Raw genomic sequence first — 20,595 nt, 5'->3', positions numbered from 1 at the left:
CTCACTCGCCGGCCAGGTAGTCCAGCTGGGCCCGGACGGAGATCTCGGCCACCGGCCACAGCGAGCGGTCCACGTCCGCGTACACCACTTCGACGACCTCGCGCGGGGTCCTGGCGCCGTTCTTCCTGGCCTGGCGGATCTGGTCGAGGCGTTCGCGGCGGTGCGCGATGTAGCCGTCGAGCGCCGCCGGCGGGTTCGCCAGGACGGGGCCGTGGCCGGGCAGGAGGGCGTCGGCCTCCAGGTCTTCAGCGGTCTTCCTGAGGCGGTCCAGGCTGTGGAGGTAGTCGGTCAGGCCGCCGTCCTGGGCGATGACGGTGGTGCCGCGGCCCAGAACGGTGTCGCCGGTCAGCATCGCGCGGTCCTCCGGCAGCCAGAAGCACAGGGAGTCGAAGGAGTGCCCGGGCGTGGCGTACACGTGGAGCTCCACGCCTCCGGCCCGAACCACGTCGCCGTCGCTCAGGCCCTCCGAGCCCAGGCGGTGCAGCGGGTCCAGGGCGTGGACGGGGGCGCCGACGAGTTCGGCGAAGCGCTTGGCGCCCCCGCTGTGGTCGTGGTGGCCGTGGGTGAGCAGGATGTGGCGGACCCGCCGTTCGCCCAGGTGTGCGACCACGCGGAGGAGGTGGGCCTCGTCCGAGGGGCCGGGGTCGACGACGATCACCTCGTTGGTGCCGATGACCCACGTGTTGGTGCCGTCGAGCGTCATCATGCCCGGGTTGGGGGCGAGGAGGTTCTCGGCGTGAGCCGTACGGGATCCGTCGGGGGTGCCGATCGGGATGTAGAGACCGCTCATGACACCATCAACCGCATCTCTCCCTCGATTTCTACCGCTCGCGGGAGAATCGTGATGATTTTTCGCTGTACGGCCAGCGCATCGCCCACCGACGCGAAGGCGGCCAGCTCGTTGAGCGTGTGGTAGGTCGGCGGCATGAGGAAGATCTCGCCGCCGGCCGCCAGTTCGAGCGCCTCGGACGGGCGTTTCCATGCGACCTGGTCGGCCTCGCCGCCCACGTCGCGGGTGCGCTGGCCCGGGGGCAGCACGGCGGCGAAGAAGCGGGTGTCGAACCTGCGCTCCTCCATCTCGGGGGTGATCCAGTGCGCCCACGGCTTCAGCAGGTCGGAGCGGAGCACCAGCCCGCGCTTGGCCAGGAAGTCGGCGAAGGCCAGGCTCCTGTCGATCAGCGCCAGGCGGTCGGCTTCCCAGTCGGCGCCGGTGGTGTCGGCGACCACGGAATCGGTGCCGGGCCCGGCCAGCAGTACCCCTGACTCCTCGAACGTCTCGCGGACCGCCGCGCAGACCAGTCCGCGGGCGGTGCGCTCGTCGGCGTTGAAGACCTCACCCCACTCCCGGGGGGACGGCCCCGCCCAGGCGACCGCGTGGTCGGTGTCACGCGGGTCCACGGAGCCGCCGGGGAAGACGTAGGCGCCCGCGGCGAAGGCCATGGTGGTCTTGCGCCGCAGCAGATACACCTCCGGCCCTCTGAGCGGCCCCTCCCTGAGGATCACCACGGTGGCGGCGTCCCGGGCGGGGACCGGTTCGATGCGTCCCGCGTTGATGTCGCGAGCGCGGCCGGCCAGATCCTTCGGCAGGGGGATACCAGTCACGATGACCTCCAACTAGAACATCACTCGGTCATGGTGACATATCCGGTCCGTCAGGAAACCTCGGCGATCAGCTCCACCTCGACCGATGCCCCCAGCGGGAGCGCGGCCACACCCACGGCGCTGCGGGCGTGCACCCCGGCGTCGCCGAAGACGTCGCGCAGCAGATCGCTGGCGCCGTTGCCGACGCTCGGCTGGCCGGTGAAGTCGGGGGCGCTGGCCACGAAGACCACGACCTTGACGATCCGCACGACCTTCGCCAGATCGCCCACCTGCGACTTCAGGGCGGCGATCGCGTTCAGCGCGCAGATGCGGGCGTGGCCGGCGGCCTCCTCGGCCGTGAGGTCGGCGCCGACCCTGCCGGAGCCGACCAGCTTGCCCTCCACCATGGGCACCTGGCCCGAGGTGTAGACGAGGTCGCCGGTGCGTACGGCGGGGATGTAGGCGGCCAGCGGAGGTACGACCTCGGGCAGCGTCAGGCCGAGATCGGCGATCTTCTCCTCGGGGGTCATGCCTTCTCCCGCTTGAAGTAGGCGACCAGGTTCTCGGCGTTGGGGCCCGGCACGATCTGGACCAGTTCCCAGCCGTCGGAGCCGAAGTTGTCCAGGATCATCTTGGTGTTGTGGATCAGCAGCGGGGCTGTGAGGTACTCCCATTTCTTCATGCGGCTCAGCGTAGTGTGACGGAGCTCAATGCCCCCGCAGGAGGCTTCGGTAAGTGACCGCCAGGTAGCCTCGAATCGTGGACTCTCGGGACACCGATTGGGACGGCGTGCGACTGCACGTCGTCACCGGCAAGGGCGGCACCGGCAAGACGACGGTGGCCGCGGCGCTGGCACTCGCGCTGGCCGCGGGCGGGCGCAAGGTGCTGCTCGTGGAGGTGGAGGGCAGGCAGGGCATCGCGCAGATCTTCGACCTGCCACCGCTCCCCTACGAGGAGCGCAAGATCGCGGTGGCCCCCGACGGCGGCGACGTGTACGCGCTGGCCATCGACCCGGAAGAGGCCATGCTCGACTACATGGAGATGTTCTACGGCATGCGCCGCGCCGGCCGTGCGCTGACCCGGATGGGCATCGTCGACTTCGCCACCACGGTGGCGCCGGGCTTCCGCGACGTCCTGGTCACGGGCAAGACCACCGAGGCCGTGCGCAGGCGGGCCAAGAACGGCAGGCGCGTCTACGACGCCGTGGTCCTCGACGCGCCGCCGACCGGCCGGATCACCCGCTTCCTCAACGTCACGCAGGAGGTGGCGGGACTGGCCAAGGTCGGGCCGATCAAGAACCACTCCGACCTGGTGAGCGGGGTGGTGAAGTCCCCCGAGACGGCTGTGCACTTTGTCACGCTTCTGGAGGAGATGCCGGTTCAGGAGACGCTGGACGGCCTCGCCGAATTGCGTTCTGCCGGTCTTCCGCCTGGCGGAATTTTCATCAATATGGTCCGTGAATCACTGCTTCCGCGGGCCGTACTTGACTCGGCTGTCAAGGGCCGATTCGACGTGGGGGAACTCACACTGGGGCTCAAGGCGGCCGGTCTCGCCGACGGGACCGACGCGGTGGCGGTGGCCGAATCCCTCGTGGGTGAGGTGGTCGAGCACGCCCGCCGTACCGCGATCGAGCGCGCCGAGCGGGCCTCTCTCGACCAGGCCGAGCTGCCCCGATACGAGCTTCCCCTGCTGGCCGACGGTGTAGATCTGGCCGGCCTTTATGAGCTGGCAGCAAGCATCCGAAACCAGGGAGCCGCGTGAAGAAGCCCGCCCCCCTCGACGTCGACGCCATCCTCGACGACCGCGGGACCCGCATCATCGTCTGCTGCGGCGCCGGCGGTGTGGGCAAGACCACGACCGCCGCCGCGCTGGGCCTGCGGGCCGCGGAGCGCGGCCGGGGCGCGGTCGTGCTGACCGTGGACCCGGCCAGGCGGCTGGCGCAGTCGATGGGCCTCTCGGAGCTGGACAACACCCCCAGACTGGTGCACACCGCCGAGGAGGGCGGTGGCCAGCTGTTCGCGATGATGCTCGACATGAAGCGGACCTTCGACGAGATCATCGAGGCCCACGCCGACCCCGAGCGGGCCAGGCAGATCCTGTCGAACCCCTTCTACCAGTCGCTGTCGTCCAGCTTCTCCGGCACGCAGGAGTACATGGCGATGGAGAAGCTCGGGCAGCTGCGCCGCTCGGACGAGTGGGACCTGATCATCGTCGACACCCCGCCCTCGCGCTCCGCGCTGGACTTCCTCGACGCCCCCGAACGGCTCGGCCGCTTCCTTGACGGGCGCTTCATCAAGCTGCTCACCGCGCCCGCCAAGGCCGGGGGCCGCAGCGCCTTCCGGCTGCTCAACGCCGGGTTCGGGCTCGTGGCCGGAGCGATGACCAAGCTGCTGGGCGCGCAGGTGCTCAAGGACCTGCAGACGTTCGTCTCCGCGCTTGACGCCGTCTTCGGCGGGTTCAGGCAGCGGGCGGAGATGACCTACCGGCTCCTGCAGGCGCCCGGCACCGCCTTCGTGGTGGTGGCCGCGCCCGAGCGCGACGCGATGCGGGAGGCCTCGTACTTCGTCGAACGGCTCGCGGAGGAACGCATGCCGCTGGCCGGGCTCGTGGTCAACCGGGTGCACTTCTCGCCCGCGGCGGGCATCTCGGCGGCCCGCAGCGCGGCCGCGGCGGAGGACCTGGAGTCCAAGGGCGAGCACGAGCTGACCGCCGCCGTGTTGCGGCTCCACACCGGGCGGATGCAGCTCGCGGCCCGTGAGCACCGGGAGCAGGAGCACTTCGTCTCCGCGCACCCCACGGTGCCTGTCGTCCAGGTCCGCGCCATGTCGGAGGACGTCCACGACCTGGCGGGTCTGCACCAGATCGGGGAACTCCTGGCTTCGGGAGCATGAAAGCACGGCCGACGCTCGCCGGCCGTGCTTTCCACGCGGGGTTAGCCCGCTATCAGCTCGTTTGTCCGTTCGTACTCTTCTTTCGCAGACTCGAGCAGCTCCCGCCACGAGTCCACGTCTGGCCGTCGCCTCAGCAGCGCCCGCCGTTCCCGCTCCGTCATACCGCCCCACACCCCGAACTCGATGCGGTTGTCGAGCGCATCGGCGAGGCACTCGGTACGGACCGGGCATCCTCGGCAGATCAGCTTAGCCCTGTTCTGCGCGGCTCCCTGGACGAACAACGCGTCCGGATCCGCACCTCGACAGGCGGCACGGGAGGTCCAATCCGTGATCCACATTTCGACCCCACTCCCCTTAGGTGGTCAGTCGTCACTTGGGGCCGACGGGCGCGGGCGCCGAGCCTCCGTATTCAGTTGCCGCAGAGGAGAACGTATGCAACGAGACGTTCGGGCCGACAGACCCCAGAGGACCAATTTCTCGCCCGAGTGTTGACCGGGAATGACTAGTCACCCCTTCCAGTCAAGGCGAAATGGGGTTCGGTTACCGATAACGACACTCTTTCGACGTACTCTTGGTCCTGTGCAAGCTCAGGGCAAAGATCGTTCATCACCAGTCACGAACGTCATCCGGCTCATCGCCGCGGGGGCGGCCGCGGGTGTGCTGACGGCCGCCATCGCGCTGCCCGCCGTAGGCGGAGCCGGGGTGACGGCCAAGTCAGCCATGGAGGATCTCAACCTCAAGCCGGAGGAACTGGACGAACCTCCGCTGCCCGAGCGCACCGTTCTCAGGGACGCCAAGGGCAAGCAGATCGCCCAGTTCTTCTTCGAGAACCGGCAGTCGGTGACGCTCGACAAGGTCTCTCCGATCATGAAGACGGCGCTGATCTCCATCGAGGACTTCCGCTTCTACGAGCACGGGCCGATCGACATCGAGGGCACCATCCGCGCCCTGCTCAAGAACATGACCTCCGGCGGCGTGACCCAGGGCGGCTCCTCGATCACGCAGCAGTACGTCAAGCAGGTGCTGTTCAACGCCGCCGAGACCGACGCCGAGCGGGCCGCCGCCATCGCCCCCACGGTCTCGCGCAAGCTCAACGAGCTGCGCTACGCGCTGGCGATCGAGAAGAAGTACACGAAGGACGAGGTCCTGGAGAAGTACTTCAACATCGCCTACTTCGGTGCAGGAGCCTACGGCGTCCAGGCCGCCTCCAAGCGCTTTTTCGGCAAGTCGGCCGGCGAGCTCAACCTCTCCGAGGCGGCCACGCTGGCGGGAGCCGTACAGAACCCGAACAGGACCGACCCCAACGTCAGCAAGGAGTCGCGCGCCGCGCTCCTGGAGCGGCGCAACATCGTCCTGGACCGGATGGCGCAGCTCGGCAAGATCACTCCCGCCGAGCGCGACGCGGCCAAGGCCACCAAGCTCGGCTACAAGGACACGAAGTTCCCGGGTGGCTGTGAGACCAGCCCGTACCCGTACTTCTGCCTCTACGTGCAGTACGAGATCCTCAACAACGAGGACTTCGGCAAGACCCCCGAGGAACGCAAGAAGCTCCTGCAGCGCGGCGGGCTGGAGATCAAGACCACGATCGACCCGCAGATGCAGAAGGCCGCCGAGAAGGCGATCAAGAACTGGGTCAGCACCAAGGACAAGCCGGTCGCCTCGCAGGCCATGATCGTCCCGGGCACGGGTGAGATCAAGGCGATGGCCGCCAGCCGCAAGTTCGGCAACAACAAGAAGAAGAACGAGATCAGCTACAACGTCGTGGCCGACGCCAAGCACGGCGGCGGCGGCGGGTTCCAGCAGGGATCGACGGCGAAGCCGTACACACTGGCGGCGGCCCTCGAAGAGGGCTACAAGTACGGCGACGGCTTCCCCTCCCCGGCCGGCTACAACGCGCCCAGCTACGGCGCCTTCCGCGACTGCAAGGGCAACCGCGTCGGCGAGCCGTCCCACCAGGTGCGCAACTCCAGCGAGGGCGGCGGCGGCTTCAAGACGCTGCAGTCCGGCACGTGGGGCTCGGTCAACACGTTCTTCATGAAGCTCGAAGAGCGCGTCGGCCTGTGCAAGACCGTCAAGATGGCCAAGAAGCTCGGGCTCAAGCGCGCCGACGGGCAGCCGCTGCGCGAGTTCGAGACCTTCACGCTCGGCATCAACGAGACCGACCCGGTCACCGTCGCCAGCACCTACGCCGTCTTCGCCTCGCGCGGCCAGTCCTGCAAGCCGCTGGCCATCACCGAGATCGTCGACCGCTACGGCAAGGCCAAGCGGTTCAAGCCCAAGTGCACGCGGGTCATGGACGAGGAGGTCGCCGACGCCGTCAGCGGCATCCTGTCCGGCGTCTTCACCAAGGGCACCATGAGCGGCGTAGGCGGCATCGGCAGGGACGCGGCGGGCAAGACGGGCACCACCGACGGCTACACGGCCGCCTGGTTCGCCGGTTACACCCCGAACCTCTCCTCCGCCGTCAGCATCGGCGACCCGCGCGGCGCCTTCGACAACCGCCTCATGGGCGTCACCATCGGCGGCCGCGGCTACAGCTACGTCTACGGCGCCTCCATCTCCGGCCCCATCTGGAAGCAGTCGATGCTGCAGGCGCTGAAGGGGATCGAGCCGGCGGAGTTCACGCCGGTGAACATGGAGCGCTTCGGCGGCTGCGGCGACATCTGCGCGCCCAAGCCGGTCAAGAAGGACAAGGACCGGGGCGGGGACGGCGAACCCGACGACCGGGGCGGCGATCCGTTCGACATGTTCGACATGGACGACGGCGACCTCGGGCCCATCACCCCGGGCAACTAGTCCTCCGAACCGTTGAGAGGCCTCTGGGAGGCCTCTCAACGCGTTTCAGAGGCCTTTTCCGGTACGGCCTTGCCTTTCCATACGGCCTTGCCTTTCCGGTACGGCCTTGCCGCGCGTTTTCCGGTTTCCGGGGTGGCTGGTCATGGATGCGACGTCACGGCGGCCCGCCCGTCAGACTGCCGGGCGTGGAAGCGCGGCCCCGCGGGGCGGCGGCGGGTGGTGGGTGGCGGCGGCTTCGCCGTAACGGATGGCCCCGATCACAAGACGTTGATCACCCGGACAGTCGCGCGCGCACGGCGGCGGCGACTCGCCCGCCCTCGGCGCGGCCGGCGACCATCGGGTTGAGCACCTTCATGACCGCGCCCATCGCCTTGGGGTCGGTCGCGCCGCTCTCCGCGATCGCGGTGTCGACCAGCGCGTTCAGCTCCTCGTCCGAGAGCTGCGCCGGCAGGTACTCCTCCAGCACCGCCTGCTCGTCCAGCTCCGCCTGGGCCTGCGCGGCGCGCCCGGCGTTGCCGAACGCCTCGGCCGCCTCGCGGCGCTTCTTGGCCTCCTTGGTCAGCACCTTGACGATCTCGTCGTCGCTGAGCTCCCTGGCCTGCTTGCCCGAAACCTCCTCGACGTTGACGGCCGACAGGACCATCCTGATCGTGCGGAGGCGGACCTCGTCCTTGGCCTTCATGGAGGCCGTCAGATCGGCCTTCAGCTTGTCCTTCAATGCGCTCATGCGGTCCATCTTGCCGCTTGAGCGGCACCTCTCGTGCCGGATGTCGGGCATCATGAGTACGTGAGGAAAGCCGCCGCCATACCACTGTCCCTGCTGGGTCTCGGCATCGCCGGGCTCGGGTACGCCTCGGTCGTCGAGCGCAACTGGTTCCGGCTGCGCCGATTCGACGTTCCGGTCCTGGCCCGGGGGCAGCGCCCGGTGCGCATCCTCCACCTGTCCGACCTGCACCTGACGCCCGGCCGCAAGAAGCTCATCAACTGGGTACGCTCGCTCGGCTCACTCGAACCCGACCTGGTGGTCAACACCGGCGACTCGATCGCCCACCCGGACGCCGTCCCGTCGCTGCTCCACGCCCTGGAGCCGCTCATGTCCCGCCCCGGCCTGTTCGTGTACGGCTCCAACGACCTGTACGCGCCCGTGTTCAAGAACCCCGCCCGCTACCTGTGGCGCACCTCCCGCAACGAGCGTCGCCAGCATGTCCCGTCGCTCCCGTGGCGAGAGCTGGGCGAAGGCATGGCCGCCGAAGGCTGGCTGGACATGAACAACACGACAGCCCGCCTGAAGGTCGCCGACCTGGACGTGGCCGTGGCCGGCATCCACGACTCCCACATCGACCGCGACCGCTACGACCTGGTAGCCGGCCCCGCCCCCGGGGACGCCGACCTGCGCCTGGGCGTCATGCACTCCCCCGAGCCCCGCAACATGACCCGCTTCGCCGCCGACGGCTACCAGCTCCTGCTCGCCGGCCACACCCACGGCGGCCAGCTCTGCATCCCCTTCTACGGCGCCCTGGTCACCAACTGCGGCATCGATCGGGCCCGCGTCAAGGGCCTGAGCACCCACGACTCCGCCTGGCTCCACGTCTCCGCCGGCCTGGGCACCTCCCCGTACGCCCCGGTCCGCTTCGCCTGCTTCCCCGAGGCGACCCTGCTCACCTTGGTACCGCGCCGCTGACGGATTATCCGGTCACAAGCACCCGCGAAGTCCGCTAGACTTTCCCAAGCACGCGCAAGACCGGGCGTGCGACCGGGGTGTAGCGCAGCTTGGCAGCGCGCTTCGTTCGGGACGAAGAGGCCGTGGGTTCAAATCCCGCCACCCCGACCCAGCAGTACCAGGTAGAAGGCCGTTTCCGAAGATCGGAAGCGGCCTTTCTCGTCTCCTGAGAGGCTGCGCCACAGGGACAACATGCCATCACGCGTCCGCCTCTGCGCCCAGCCTCCTCTGCCAACTGTTCGACTTCAATTCAAAGAGATCGGCGTCCGGTTCAAGCGTGTCGCACCCCTGATCTTGCCGATACAGGTTCTGAACATGGAAGCATTCGCAGCGCAGGTCGTCTCCGAGCCTCTTGAAGCTCTTGGTTAGATTCGGGCTGCGAATCCTGAACCGAGATCAACGTCCAAGCAATACGCGGCAACGCTCCGCCTGTACATCACAATCATCCAGCAGCGCGGAACCGTTCATATCGTTCCTCGATCAGCTCCGACTTCGGCCGATCCGCTCTACGTCGAGGCAGCACCAGGCCCAATCCGTGCATCTCCTGCAACCCGTGCTTCAGCATCGGCCCATCGATCTCTTGCAAGATGTCCGACCGTACTTCGATCACCAGATCGGGGCGGACGCCCAGGATGTGCTGGTCATAGGCGGCATGGTGAATCTTGCACAGCGCCATCCCGTTAGAGATCGCTGGGACACCGCGTTCCTCACGGTCAGGGATGATGTGAGCGGCGTCCAGCAACGACAGGTGCCTAAGACGACACATCGCGCAACTGGTCTCGTAGGCGTGGATCACCCGCTGCCGGAAGACCGGCTGGTGCAGCCGCCGCTTGGTCATGCTTACGGAGTAGCGCCGCTCGATCTCGCTCACCGGCCCATGAATGGCGATGTGTCGCTGCGCCTCTTCCAGAGCGACCGCCACTTGCAATTGGTCGACTTCCATAGCCCGGATCCACACCGGGAAGAACGGCAGATACAGGCCCTGCTTCACGCCAAAGAACCAGATGAGGGGCACGTCGCGCTCGTAAGCGCGACGGAGTCCGACATTGGTGTAGAGATTGGGGTTATCGCCCTGGAACTTGTAGCGGAGCAGGCCATCCCCGCCCACCTCGTCTTCGTACGGCGCGCGCGTGCCATCAGAGGTATAGGTAGTGAGTATGGACAGCGCGGCGGTTAGTTCCTTCGGCTTGCGGATGCCCAACTGATTATCGACCAGCGGAAACGAGCGCCCCTCGAACATGAAGCCCAGGAGTTCCGCGCGCGACACCACCGGGTTCTCCGGTGTGCAGCGCTGACGGAGCCAAGCCATGGCAGCCGCTCGTATCCGACTGTCCAAGTCATCATTCAGGGGCGTGATCACACCGAAGTTTTATACCCGGGGGCGGCCCTGTCGCTACTGACGGTCCAAGGATTGGCTCGCTCCAACGCCTCAGCCTGTCCTCCAGTGCTCAACGTCCTCAGCCGGCTGCACCTTCTCGACAGAGAAGGCCAGGAAGCCGTGGGCAGTGGCGTCGTCACGGACCCGAGCATCACCCCTGTTCACCTGCTTCTCGATGACACCACCAGAGACACCGGTCCGGCGGCGTTGCTAGGCCGGGTCGGCGGGCTCTCAAGCCTGGCCGAACCCGGCGCGGTCGTTGGTGTTAGCGACGAGGTAGCTACGGAAGACGATCATTTGCAACGCCCGCGTGACGGAGGACAGGAGAGATTCTCCCCCACCACTCGGCGCTGGAGTCCACCTCAATAGGTGCCGGGATGGTAGCGGGCATGGATCTCCGCCCGTACTGCTTCCTCAGGTGTCAGCCACCGCAGGACGATGTCGTCGAACAGGTCGGCGTCGATGCTTTCGGCTCTGTCGTCTGGTGTGGCGCCGAGACGTCGGTAGTGGATCTGAGGGAGAGCCGTGGGGCCTGGGTCAGCGATCTGAGTGATCACGTACAGTGCCGGGCGGTCGTTCTGGGAGTTCAAGGCATGCTCGAACCACATGCCCGGCTGGGGGATCACGCTCTGGGTCACACCCATCATTCTCCGCTGTCGGAGGGTGTTGTGGGAGGGGAACATGCCAGGTCATGGGGTGGTACGCCAAGTTTCCGCGGGTAACAGTTCTCCCTCAGAGCATCGGACTTCTAATCCGCGGGTGGCGAGGGCGGCTATCGCATGGTTTGTCGCGCGGCGCGAGTGTGGCTATGAGCAAATGCGGCTCACGTCATGAAATCCAGGCCTTGTCCTGAACGGCGGCGCCTGCCCGGTCACTGTGGGCCAAATTCGGGACGCTTGCGGCTATCCGGGCAAGCTCCAGGGGCCAGGCCCCTTCTCACGGTTCGGGGTTGGCTCTGGGGTGCCTCGCCAGGTGCTCGGTAGAGCGCCTGGCGAGGCTACTTCTGGTTGCGGCAACCGCGGATGGTAGCGCCTGTCCCCCGACTTGGGCGCTGCCTCGCATGACAGAGACTACTCTCCGTATAAATTTCGTCGCAACCGGTTATGGAAATCTCCACCTGGCCATGGCCAATTAAGCGGCCAATCGGCGGGGGTCAATGTGGGGGTTGTGCAGGTAGCGTGCGGGTTATGGAGATCAGGACGCTTAATCCGGACCGTGGGGTGTACTCGGCCACTGGGGACTATGTGCATGCGATCGAGGTTCGTGGGGCTGATCGGTTGCTGTTTGTGGCGGGGACGATGGGGTTGGATGCCGATGGGCGGCCTGGGGCCACGTTGGAGGAACAGCTGGGGCTTATATGGGCGAATATTCGGGCCATTCTCGCCAGCGCCGGCATGACGGTGGACAACATTGTTCGGCTCACCAGTTATCTGCGCGATCCGGCCTACGCGGCGGCCAATGCGGCGGCTCGGGTGACGGCGCTCAGCGGGCGGGCTGTGCCGACGACGGCGATCGTCGCGCAGACGCTGGTCGACGAATGGCTGGTGGAGATCGAGGTCGTCGCGGCGGGTTGACGCGCCGAACGACTGCGTGGGGGCCGCCGCCGAACGACTGCGTGGGGGCCGCCGCCGAACGGCTGCGTGGGGGCCGCCGCCGAACGACACGACTGCGGGGGTACCGCAGAGCGTTACCGCGGTGGGTTGTTGAGGCCTTCGTTGTAGGCGGCGGTGAACTTGGGGCCCAGCGATGCGTGCAGGCGTGCGGTGATCCGGTCGACGTCGAAACGTTCGCCCTCCGGCAACGGAGCGTCGACGGACAGCCGCAGGGCGGCCGCCTGGCCGAGGAGGTAGGCACCGTTCGCCTCCGAGGTGGCGGCTCCGGCCAGGCCCTCCAGGGACAGAGCTCCGGCCAGGCCCTCAAGGGCGAGGGCTATGGCTCTGGGGTCGCCTACTGCTCGGGCTCGGGTCAGGCTCTCCTGATGGTGGGCTTCGGCGGCCGGGTACGAGCCGCGCATCTCCTCTATGAAGCCCAGTTCGGCGAAGATCAGGGCCAATGCGGCGTCGGAGTCGAGGGCGTGGTCCCAGTCGATCCAGGCCAGCAGGTGCGCCTCCGCCTCATCCAGGCGGCCCTGGCGGCGGGCGCTCAGGGCCAGGCCCAGGGCGGCGAACTCCTCCCCCACCGTGTAGCCCTGTTCGGCGGACAGTGCCATGGCTCGCGTGTGGAGCGAGTCGGCCTGGTCGAAGGCGCCGGCCAGGAGGGCCAGGCGTCCCAGCTGGGACATTTTGTCGGCTACCTCGGTCCATAGGCCGAGTTCTTCGGACATGCGGAGGCCATCGCGGTGTACGCGGGCCGACTCGGCGTAGTCGCCCGCGATTTCGGCGTGCCAGGCGACCGCGAACCCGGCGTGGGACTGGCCCCAGCGGTCACCCAGCTGGGCGAACAGGTCCAGGCTTTCCCGGCCGTAGGCTCGGGCACGGTCCAGGTCGCTGCGTAGCAACGCCTGGCGGGCCTGGACTGAGCGGGCGAAAGCCGTACCCCATTCGTCGCCTATGGCGGCGAAGGAGGTCAGGGCGCGGTCGGCGAGTTCTTCGGCGGGCTCAGAGTCGCCGATGCCCAGCTGGGCTGAGGCCAGGAAGGCCTGAGCTCGCGCGAGGCCGGTGAGCGCGGCGACGTCGGTGGTGGGGGCCACGACGGGGACCGAGGTGATCGCCTCGCCGGTACGCAGTGTGAAGGCGGCCAGCCACATCCGCGTGATGTCGCCGGGATCGGTGATCTGGGCCAGCCATCTGCGGCCCTCGCCGAGCCGTCCGCGCAGCACCCAGTACCAGGCCAGCGCGTTGGCCAGCCGTTCGGACGTCCCGCTGTCGTCCGACGTCAGAGCGGCGCGGAAGTTGGCCGCCTCGGCGTCCAGCCGCAGCAGCCACTGCCGCTGCTCGGGCCCGCGCAGATACGGCTCGGCCCGCTCGGCCAGCGCGAGATAGTGGTCGCGGTGCCGCGACCGCGTCTCCTCGCCCTCCCCGGCCTCCGCCAGCCGCTCCTGGCAGTAGGCGGCCACGGACTCCAGCAGCCGGTACCGGGGCCCGTCGCCCACCACGACCAGCGACCGGTCCACGAGCCTGGGCAGCACGGACAGAGCGTCGTCGCCGCAGACAGCCTCGGCCGCCTCCAACGTGCACCCGTCAGCGTGTACGGCCAGCCGCCGCAACACCACCCGCTCATCAGGACCGAGCAGCTCCCAGCTCCAGTCGATCATGGCCCGGAGCGTCCGCTGCCTGGCGGGCACGTCGTTCCGTGAGCCCCCCAGCACCCGAAACCGATCGTCCAGCCGCGCCGCCAGCTCCCGCACGCCGAGGGCCCGCACCCGGGTGGCGGCCAGCTCCAACGCCAGCGGAATCCCGTCCAGCCGCCGGCATATGGCCGCGACGGCCTCAGCGTCCAGCTCCGCGCCGGGCGCCGCCGCGGCGGCCCGGGAGACGAACAACCGCTCAGCGTCCTTCTGCGGCAACGTGGGGACGCTGAACAGCCGTTCCCCGGCGACCCCGAGCGGCTCCTGGCTGGTGGCGAGGACGCGCAGTTCGGGCGCGGCCCGGAGCAGGAGCGCCACGAGCCGGGCGACCGGCTCGGTCACGTGCTCGCAGTTGTCCAGAACGAGCAGCATGCTCTTGCCGCGCAACGCCTCGGCCAGCCGCCCGGCCAGGTCCGGCCCCTCGTCACGTACGCCGAGCGTGGCCGCGACGACCTCGATCACCTCGGGGGCGCCGGCCGGGGTACCGGACAGTTCGACGAGCCAGACCCCGTCAGGCGCGGAGGCGGTCAACCGGCCCGCCGTCTCCATCGCCAGCCGCGTCTTGCCGACGCCACCCGGCCCGGTCAGCGTCACCAGCCTGGCCACCCGCAGCAGCTCGACGACGGCGGCCACCGCGTCGTCACGGCCGATGAGGTCGGTCAGGGCGGCGGGCAGGTTCGTACGGCGGGCCTCACGCACCGGCGCGTCCAGCGAAGGATCCTGCCGCAGAATGGCCTGGTGCAGCCCGGCCAGCTCGGGCCCGGGCTCCAGCCCGAGCTCCTCGTCCAGCAGTTCCCGCAACGTCCCGTAGCTGTCCAGCGCCTCCTTCTGCCGCCCGGCCCGGTAGAGGGCCCGCATGTGGGCCGCGCGCAGCCGTTCCCGGAGAGGATGCCGGCCGACCAGATCACCGAGCTCGTCGGCGAGCAGGGCGTGCTCGCCCAGCTCCAGCCGCGTCTCGGCGTGGTCTTCCAGCGCGGTCAGCCGCAGTTCCTCCAGCCGGGCGATCTCGGGCCTGGCGAACTCCTCGTCGGCGAAGTCGATCAGCGCGGGCCCGCGCCACAGCGCCAGCGCGTCGGCCAGCAGGGCCGCCCTGGCCTCGGGCGCGCCGGTGCGGGCCTCGGACAGCAGCGCCTGGAAACGTCCGGTGTCGACGTCGCCGGGCTCCACCTGGAGCCGGTAACCGGAGGCGCCGGACACCACGCTCTCCTTGCCGACGATCCTGCGTAGCTGGGAGACGCGGGTCTGCAGGGCGCCGGCGGGGTTGGCGGGCAGCGCGCCGCTCCAGAGCGAGTCGATGAGGCGGTCGGCGGGCACCACCTTCCCCGGGTCGACGAGCAGGTGGGCCAGCAGGGCACGGACCTTCACCTCAGGCACTCTGACCTGCGCACCTTCCGGCCCCCACACCGCAAGCGGACCAAGTACCCCGAAACGCATGAGCCTCACGGTAGTGGAGCTGGAGAAAACCTGGAGCGCCGGCAGGCACTGTCCAGGACATGAACGACGGACACCCGCGGCTGGCGGTGGTCACGGGCTCTGACCACTCGGCGGCCATGTTGATCGCCGAGCGAGCCTGTGCGCACCACGGCCTGGAGGTCGACGTGATCGATCTCGAGGCCGCGTGCCTGCCGGATCCGGCGCCCGGCCGGGCGTTGGTGCCGCCGGCCGTACACGATCTGATGCCTTGGCTCGCCGCGGCGGAGGGATTCGTGGTGGTCGCGGTCCGGACCCGGTCGTTGCGCAAGGCGGTGTTCTGGTGCGCCGAGGCGTGGCGGGGCAAGCCGGTCGCGCTCGTGAGCGATCCGGCGCTGCTGATCCCGTCGGCCGTCGATCGCATGCTCCTCAGACTTCTCAGACAGGAATTCTCATGAACAAGGCTGGACCCCGGCAGTGGTTCGGGCTCTCGATACTTCTGCTGCCCACCGTGCTGCTGTTCCTGGCGATGACGGTGCTCTTCCTGGCCACGCCGCAGATCGCGGCGGACCTGGACCCGAGCGGCGCGCAGCTGTTGTGGATCAACGACATCTATGGCTTCATGATGGCGGGCCTGCTCGTGGCGATGGGCACCGTGGGCGACCGCATAGGACGCAGGAAGGTGCTGTTGTTCGGCGCCGCGGCCTTCGGCGTGGCCTCGTTGCTGGCGGCGCTGGCGCCGAACGCGGAGCTGCTGATCGCGGCCCGCGCGGTGATGGGCGTGGGCGCGGCGGCGGTGATGCCCTCGACGTTGTCGCTGATCAGCAACATGTTCAAGGACGACAGGCAGCGCGGCACCGCCATCGGGCTGTGGGCGGCCTCGATCTCCGTCGGCGTGGCGATCGGCCCGCTGGTGGGCGGGCTGCTGCTGGAGGCGTTCTGGTGGGGCGCGGCCCTGCTCGCGGGCGTGCCGGTGATGGTGCTCGTGCTGGTGGGCGCGCCGTTCCTGATCCCCGAGTACCGTGCGCCGAAGACCGGCGGGCTGGACCCGCTGAGCGTGGTGCTGTCGATGGCGACGCTGCTGCCGATCGTGTACGGGGTGAAGGAACTGGCCAAGGCCGGTCCCGGCGTGGTCTCGCTGGGCACGCTCGCGGCCGGCCTGCTGTTCGGCGTGATCTTCGTGCGCAGGCAGCTGCGGCTGGAGAACCCGCTTCTGGACGTGCGGCTGTTCGCCGACAAGGTCTTCAGCGGCGCCCTGGGCGTGTTCATGCTGAGCGCGGTCGCGCTGGGCGGCGTGTATCTGCTGTTCACGCAGTACCTGCAGCTCGTGGCGGGGCTCTCGCCGCTGGAGGCGGGCCTGTGGATCCTGCCCGCGGCGCTCGCGCTGGTGGCCGTCTCGACGTTGTCGCCGGTCATCGCCCGCCGGGTACGGCCGGCGTACGTGATCAGCGGCGGCGCGTTCCTGTCGGTGATCGGCTACCTGCTGATGACCCAGGTCGGCAGCGTCGCCGGCCTGCCGATGCTGCTCACCGGCTTCTTCGTGCTCTACCCGGGCATCGCTCCGGCGATGGCGCTGAACACCGCTCTGGTGATCGGCTCGGCTCCGCCGGAGAAGGCCGGCGCCGCCTCCGCGGTGAACACCACCGCCAGCGACCTGGGCACCTCCCTGGGCGTCGCGGTGCTCGGCAGCGTGGGCACGGCCGTCTACCGTGCGGCGATGCCCGCCGGGGCGCCTGACACCCTCTCAGGGGCGCTGACGGCGGCCGAGAGCCTGCCGGGCCAGACCGGCGAGGCCCTGGTGGCCGCGGCGCGGGCCGCCTACACCGACGGGCTCAACGTGGCGGGCGGCATCGCGGCCGCTTTGGTGGCCGTGGCGATCGTCCTGTCGCTGACGATGCTCAGGAAGGTTCCGGCGACGAACACCCCGGCCGCCGACGCCGAGCCCGCGCCCGCCGAGCGCGAGGAGGCACTGGCTGTCTGAACCGCCGTGAAGCCCGGAGCCGTCAGCTCCGGGCTTCACCGCTGTCCAGCGCCGCCAGGATCTCCCGCACGGTCTCGTCCACGCTCAGGCCGCTGGAGTCGATCCAGTGCCCGATGCGCGGCGTCCGCGTCCTCAGCACCTGGTCGAGCTGGGCGACCGTCCAGTCGCCGTAGCCGGTCTTGGACCGCTCGCGCTCGCGCCGCTCGACGGACTCCGCCGAGGGCGCGAGCACCACGACGTGCAGCGGGCGGCTGCGGATCAGCTTGGTGACGGTCTCCAGCTCCGGACCCAGCACGACGTCCTGCAGAACCGGTGTGAACCCCGCCTCGAAGTAGCGGTCGGCCACCTCGGCGGCGATCGCGTAGCGCAGGCGGAGCTGGCGCCGCGCCTCCTCGGACGGCTCCGCCGACATCTCGGCGCGGCCGTTGACCACCATCGTGCGGAAGGCGTCGCCGCGTACGTGCGCCGACTTCGGCAGCCGCTCGGCCAGCGCCTGGGCGACCGTGGACTTGCCCGAAGCGGAGATACCGGTGATCAGGATGACCGCTCTCATGGGGACAAGAGGGTACGCACCCGGTCGGCCCCCACGGCCAGCAGGAGGGTCGGCAGCCGCGGACCCGTGTCCCGCCCGATCAGCAGGTGGTACAGCAGCGCGAAGAAGGCCCGCTGCGCCTGCTTCAGCTCGGGAGTCGGCTTGGCGTCCACCGGGAGGCCGGCCACGAGCTTCGGCACGCCGTACACCAGCGTGGTGAGCCCCTCGACCGACCAGTGCTCGTCGAGGCCGTCGAGCAGCAGGCGCACCGACGCGGCGCTGTCGCCGTCGAGCGCGCCGAGGCGTTCGGCGTCGGCGCTGTCGCGTACGCGGGTGCGCTGCTCGGCAGGCACCTGCGTGTCCACCCAGCGCTGGGCGCGGTCCAGCCGCGGGCGTACCTCCTCAAGGGCGGCGACGCCGTCGACGTCGGCCAGGATGCGCAGGGTCTGGCGCTCGTCGCCGGTGGTGATGTCGGCGATCGAGGCCAGCGTGCGGTAGGCGACCGGGTGGGGCGTGGCGGGCAGCGGCGCGACGGCGGTGGAGGTGGCGCGGGTGTGGGCGGCCTTCTCGGCGGGCAGGCCGCCGCCACCCGTGATCTTGCGGCCGAGCGCGTCCCACTCGTCGTAGAGGCGCTGGATCTCCTGGTCAAAGGCGATCTTGAAGGACTGCTCGGGCTTACGGCGGGCGTACAGCCAGCGCAGGACCGGGGCTTCCATGATCTCCAGGGCGTCGGCGGGGGTGGGCACGCCGCCCTTGGAGCTGCTCATCTTGGCCATGCCGGTGATGCCGACGAAGGCGTACATGGGGCCGATGGGCTGCGCGCCGCCGAAGACCTCGCCGACGATCTGCTCGCCCACGATCCACGCCGATCCGGGCGAGTGGTGGTCGACGCCCGAAGGCTCGAAGACCACTCCCTCGTACGCCCAGCGCATCGGCCAGTCGACCTTCCACACCAGCTTGCCCCGGTCGTGCTCGGCCAGCCGTACACTCTCGCCGAATCCGCACGCACACGTGTAGGCCAGCTCGGTGCTCTCGTCGTCGTAGGCCGTGACGGTGGTGAGGTCGCGCTCACAGAGCGCGCAGTAGGGCTTGTACGGCGAGTAGCGCTCGACGGCCTTGGTGCGGTACTGCTCCAGGATCGCGTCGATCTTGACCCGGTGTTCCATCGCGCGCAGGATCTGCTTGCGGTAGGCGCCGGCGGTGTAGCGCTCGGTCTGGCTGATGGCCTCGACCTCGATGCCGAGCTCGGCCAGCGCGGCGGTCAGCGGCGCCTTGAAGTGCTCGGCCCAGTTGGCGTGCTCGCTGCCGGGCGGCGCGGGCACGGAGGTCAGCGGCTTGCCGACGTGCTCGGCCCAGGACGGGTCGACACCGGCCGGTACGCGGCGGAAACGGTCGTAGTCGTCCCAGGACAGCAGGTGCACGCAGTCCCGCCCGCGGCGCCGGATCTCGTCGGCGACCAGGTGCGGGGTCATGACCTCGCGCAGGTTGCCCAGGTGGATCGGACCGGACGGGCTCAGGCCCGAGGCGCAGACGATCGGTTTGCCCGGTGCGCGACGATCCGCCTCGGCGATGACATCGTCTGCGAACTTGGCGACCCAGTCTGCGATCATCGGCCCATTCTGGCAGCCGGGGGCCGCCACACGAGCGTGATCAGGAAGTACAGCAGGCCGCCGAGCACGAGCGCCACGACGACGCCCACGTTGGCCGCGCCGAACGTGCCGGCCCGCATCGACTCGCTCATGAGGAAGCCGACGACGTTGGCGATGTTCGGGTCGGCGGAGGTGATCAGGCCGAGCCCGGTGAGCGAGGCGGCCACGAGCGCGATCAGGCCCGGCCAGTTGAAGGCCGGTCCGCCGGCGCGCAGCAGCCCCTCGTCGTACCGGCTGCCGCGACGCCACATGTCGACCAGGAAGACCGCGACCCAGGCGGCCATGACCACCCCGATGATCGACAGGAACGCCTGGAAGGTGGCCAGGAAGTTGCCCGAGACGAACAGCAGGTAGTAGCCGCCGAGGATCATCAGCACCCCGTCGAACAACACGGCCAGGTGCCGCTTCACCGGTACGCCCAGCGCCAGCATGGACAGCCCTGACGAGTAGATGTCCATGATCGCCCCGGCCAGGAACCCGCCGATCGCGGCCAGCAGGTACGGCAGCAGGAACCACGTCGGCAGCGCGGCGGCCAGCGCTCCGACGGGGTCGGCGGCGGCCGACTCGGCCAGCTTGGGGTCGCCGCCCGCCAGCAGCACGCCGAACACCAGCAGGACCATCGGCGGCAGCGCGCCTCCCAGCGTGGTCCAGAGCGTGATCGCCGAGCCTTTGGAGCGGGCGGGCAGGTACCGGGAGTAGTCGGCGCCGCAGTTGACCCAGCCGAGGCCCAGCAGGGTCATCGCGAAGATCACGCCGCCCGCCCAGGCTCCGGGGCCGCCGGTCGAGGGCAGGGAGAGGCCCAGCTTGGGCAGCATGAGCGCCATGTAGACGACCGTCAGGACGATGAAGGCATAGGTCAGGTACCGCTGGACGGTCATGATCATGGCGTGGCCGTACACGCCGACGGCGATCGTGACCAGGGCGGCGACCGCGAAACAGATCGCCAGCGCGCTCGTCTGGCCGAGGCCCGGCGCGAGCCGGGTCAGGATGGCGGCGCCGCCCTGCGCGGAGAGCGTGACCAGGACGGTCTCCCAGCCGACGTTCGAGACGTAGGACAGCAGCGCGGGCAGTTTGTTGCCCTGCACGCCGAACGCGGCGCGGCCGAGCGTCATCGTCGGCACGCCGGACCGGGCTCCGCCGATGGCCACGAGGCCGACCAGCCCGAACGAGAGAAGGTAGCCGAGCGCCCCGGCGGCGATCGCGGGCACCACGCCGAGCCCGAGCCCGACGATGTAGACGCCGAAGGCGATGCCGAACAGGGACAGGTTCGCGGCCGCCCAGGGCCAGACCAGGTCGAAGGGTTTGCCGTGACGCTCTTCCGGCGGCACCGCGTTGATGCCGTTTCGCTCGACGGTCATCGTCATAGGCGGA

General features: G+C 69.2%; 19 protein-coding genes and 1 tRNA gene. 8 read left to right on the top strand and 12 right to left on the bottom strand.

The window, feature by feature from the left end; translation table 11 throughout:
- Position 1 precedes the first annotated feature (1 nt).
- The 4 genes from ACIBI5_RS16300 to ACIBI5_RS16285 are packed head-to-tail and all read right to left on the bottom strand — an operon-like array spanning position 2 to position 2,263.
- The gene (locus ACIBI5_RS16300; RefSeq protein WP_397247448.1) at positions 2–790 is read right to left on the bottom strand and encodes an MBL fold metallo-hydrolase; all 789 of its coding nucleotides are present in this window, start codon (positions 788–790) and stop codon (positions 2–4) included.
- Complete coding sequence (locus ACIBI5_RS16295) at positions 787–1,593, bottom strand: NUDIX hydrolase (protein WP_397248028.1); 807 nt, start codon at positions 1,591–1,593, stop codon at positions 787–789. Before ACIBI5_RS16295 ends, ACIBI5_RS16300 begins: the two co-directional genes overlap by 4 nt.
- 59 nt (positions 1,594–1,652) lie before the next feature.
- Positions 1,653–2,111: a RidA family protein gene (locus tag ACIBI5_RS16290; protein ID WP_397247446.1), complete on the bottom strand. Its 459-nt coding sequence runs from the start codon at positions 2,109–2,111 to the stop codon at positions 1,653–1,655.
- Positions 2,108–2,263, bottom strand: coding sequence for a DUF4177 domain-containing protein (locus tag ACIBI5_RS16285; protein WP_181019660.1), 156 nt, complete (start codon positions 2,261–2,263; stop codon positions 2,108–2,110). Before ACIBI5_RS16285 ends, ACIBI5_RS16290 begins: the two co-directional genes overlap by 4 nt.
- 77 nt (positions 2,264–2,340) lie before the next feature.
- Between ACIBI5_RS16285 and ACIBI5_RS16280 the strand changes: the two genes are divergently transcribed.
- Both ACIBI5_RS16280 and ACIBI5_RS16275 read left to right on the top strand, forming a co-directional pair.
- Complete coding sequence (locus tag ACIBI5_RS16280) at positions 2,341–3,342, top strand: ArsA-related P-loop ATPase (protein ID WP_397247444.1); 1,002 nt, start codon at positions 2,341–2,343, stop codon at positions 3,340–3,342.
- On the top strand, positions 3,339–4,472 hold the full coding sequence (locus ACIBI5_RS16275) for an ArsA family ATPase (RefSeq protein WP_397103762.1): 1,134 nt from the start codon (positions 3,339–3,341) through the stop codon (positions 4,470–4,472). The genes ACIBI5_RS16280 and ACIBI5_RS16275 overlap by 4 nt, the downstream gene beginning before the upstream one ends.
- Before the next feature lie 41 nt (positions 4,473–4,513).
- Here the strand turns inward: ACIBI5_RS16275 and ACIBI5_RS16270 are convergent, their stop codons facing one another.
- Positions 4,514–4,810, bottom strand: coding sequence for a WhiB family transcriptional regulator (locus ACIBI5_RS16270; RefSeq protein ID WP_148036282.1), 297 nt, complete (start codon positions 4,808–4,810; stop codon positions 4,514–4,516).
- Between the two features lie 241 nt (positions 4,811–5,051).
- Between ACIBI5_RS16270 and ACIBI5_RS16265 the strand changes: the two genes are divergently transcribed.
- The gene (locus tag ACIBI5_RS16265; RefSeq protein ID WP_397247442.1) at positions 5,052–7,268 is read left to right on the top strand and encodes a transglycosylase domain-containing protein; all 2,217 of its coding nucleotides are present in this window, start codon (positions 5,052–5,054) and stop codon (positions 7,266–7,268) included.
- A gap of 271 nt (positions 7,269–7,539) precedes the next feature.
- On the opposite strand, the gene ACIBI5_RS16260 is transcribed toward ACIBI5_RS16265, so the two are convergent.
- Entirely contained in the window at positions 7,540–7,995 is a 456-nt protein-coding gene (locus tag ACIBI5_RS16260) for a GatB/YqeY domain-containing protein (protein WP_397247440.1), read from the bottom strand.
- A 60-nt stretch (positions 7,996–8,055) separates the two neighbouring features.
- Between ACIBI5_RS16260 and ACIBI5_RS16255 the strand changes: the two genes are divergently transcribed.
- Together ACIBI5_RS16255 and ACIBI5_RS16250 are read left to right on the top strand one after the other, a co-directional pair.
- Complete coding sequence (locus ACIBI5_RS16255) at positions 8,056–8,949, top strand: metallophosphoesterase (RefSeq protein ID WP_397247438.1); 894 nt, start codon at positions 8,056–8,058, stop codon at positions 8,947–8,949.
- Positions 8,950–9,022: 73 nt separating this feature from the next.
- Positions 9,023–9,096, top strand: a tRNA-Pro gene (locus ACIBI5_RS16250).
- A gap of 334 nt (positions 9,097–9,430) precedes the next feature.
- On the opposite strand, the gene ACIBI5_RS16245 is transcribed toward ACIBI5_RS16250, so the two are convergent.
- Positions 9,431–10,348, bottom strand: coding sequence for an HNH endonuclease (locus tag ACIBI5_RS16245; protein ID WP_397247436.1), 918 nt, complete (start codon positions 10,346–10,348; stop codon positions 9,431–9,433).
- 380 nt (positions 10,349–10,728) lie between these two features.
- Positions 10,729–11,004: a hypothetical protein gene (locus tag ACIBI5_RS16240; protein WP_397247434.1), complete on the bottom strand. Its 276-nt coding sequence runs from the start codon at positions 11,002–11,004 to the stop codon at positions 10,729–10,731.
- Positions 11,005–11,553: 549 nt separating this feature from the next.
- Between ACIBI5_RS16240 and ACIBI5_RS16235 the strand changes: the two genes are divergently transcribed.
- A complete protein-coding gene (locus ACIBI5_RS16235) occupies positions 11,554–11,940 on the top strand; it encodes a RidA family protein (RefSeq protein ID WP_397247432.1) in 387 nt (128 codons plus the stop codon).
- Positions 11,941–12,053: 113 nt separating this feature from the next.
- Here the strand turns inward: ACIBI5_RS16235 and ACIBI5_RS16230 are convergent, their stop codons facing one another.
- Complete coding sequence (locus tag ACIBI5_RS16230) at positions 12,054–15,017, bottom strand: BTAD domain-containing putative transcriptional regulator (RefSeq protein ID WP_397247430.1); 2,964 nt, start codon at positions 15,015–15,017, stop codon at positions 12,054–12,056.
- 128 nt (positions 15,018–15,145) lie between these two features.
- Here ACIBI5_RS16230 and ACIBI5_RS16225 point away from each other — a divergent pair, with 128 nt between their 5' ends.
- Positions 15,146–15,520 carry an NADPH-dependent FMN reductase gene (locus ACIBI5_RS16225; protein WP_397247428.1) on the top strand — a complete coding sequence of 125 codons (375 nt, stop codon included), beginning with the start codon at positions 15,146–15,148 and terminating at the stop codon, positions 15,518–15,520.
- On the top strand, positions 15,517–17,043 hold the full coding sequence (locus tag ACIBI5_RS16220; protein WP_397247426.1) for an MFS transporter: 1,527 nt from the start codon (positions 15,517–15,519) through the stop codon (positions 17,041–17,043). The genes ACIBI5_RS16225 and ACIBI5_RS16220 overlap by 4 nt, the downstream gene beginning before the upstream one ends.
- Positions 17,044–17,065: 22 nt before the next feature.
- Here ACIBI5_RS16220 and ACIBI5_RS16215 read toward each other — a convergent pair whose 3' ends face one another.
- From ACIBI5_RS16215 to ACIBI5_RS16205, 3 genes are read right to left on the bottom strand one after another with little or no spacing between them, the layout of a single operon-like run.
- Positions 17,066–17,596 carry an AAA family ATPase gene (locus ACIBI5_RS16215; protein ID WP_397247424.1) on the bottom strand — a complete coding sequence of 177 codons (531 nt, stop codon included), beginning with the start codon at positions 17,594–17,596 and terminating at the stop codon, positions 17,066–17,068.
- Positions 17,593–19,185 carry a lysine--tRNA ligase gene (lysS, locus tag ACIBI5_RS16210; RefSeq protein ID WP_397247422.1) on the bottom strand — a complete coding sequence of 531 codons (1,593 nt, stop codon included), beginning with the start codon at positions 19,183–19,185 and terminating at the stop codon, positions 17,593–17,595. The genes ACIBI5_RS16215 and lysS overlap by 4 nt, the downstream gene beginning before the upstream one ends.
- Positions 19,182–20,588 (bottom strand): purine-cytosine permease family protein, encoded by a 1,407-nt coding sequence (locus ACIBI5_RS16205; RefSeq protein WP_397247420.1) that lies wholly within the window; start codon positions 20,586–20,588, stop codon positions 19,182–19,184. The genes lysS and ACIBI5_RS16205 overlap by 4 nt, the downstream gene beginning before the upstream one ends.
- Positions 20,589–20,595 lie beyond the last annotated feature (7 nt).

The sequence above is a fragment of the Nonomuraea sp. NPDC050540 genome, from assembly GCF_044457485.1.
Lineage (GTDB): Bacteria > Actinomycetota > Actinomycetes > Streptosporangiales > Streptosporangiaceae > Nonomuraea.
Note: the sequence above shows the minus strand (reverse complement) of the source record. Positions and strands in the feature narration are given on the sequence as shown.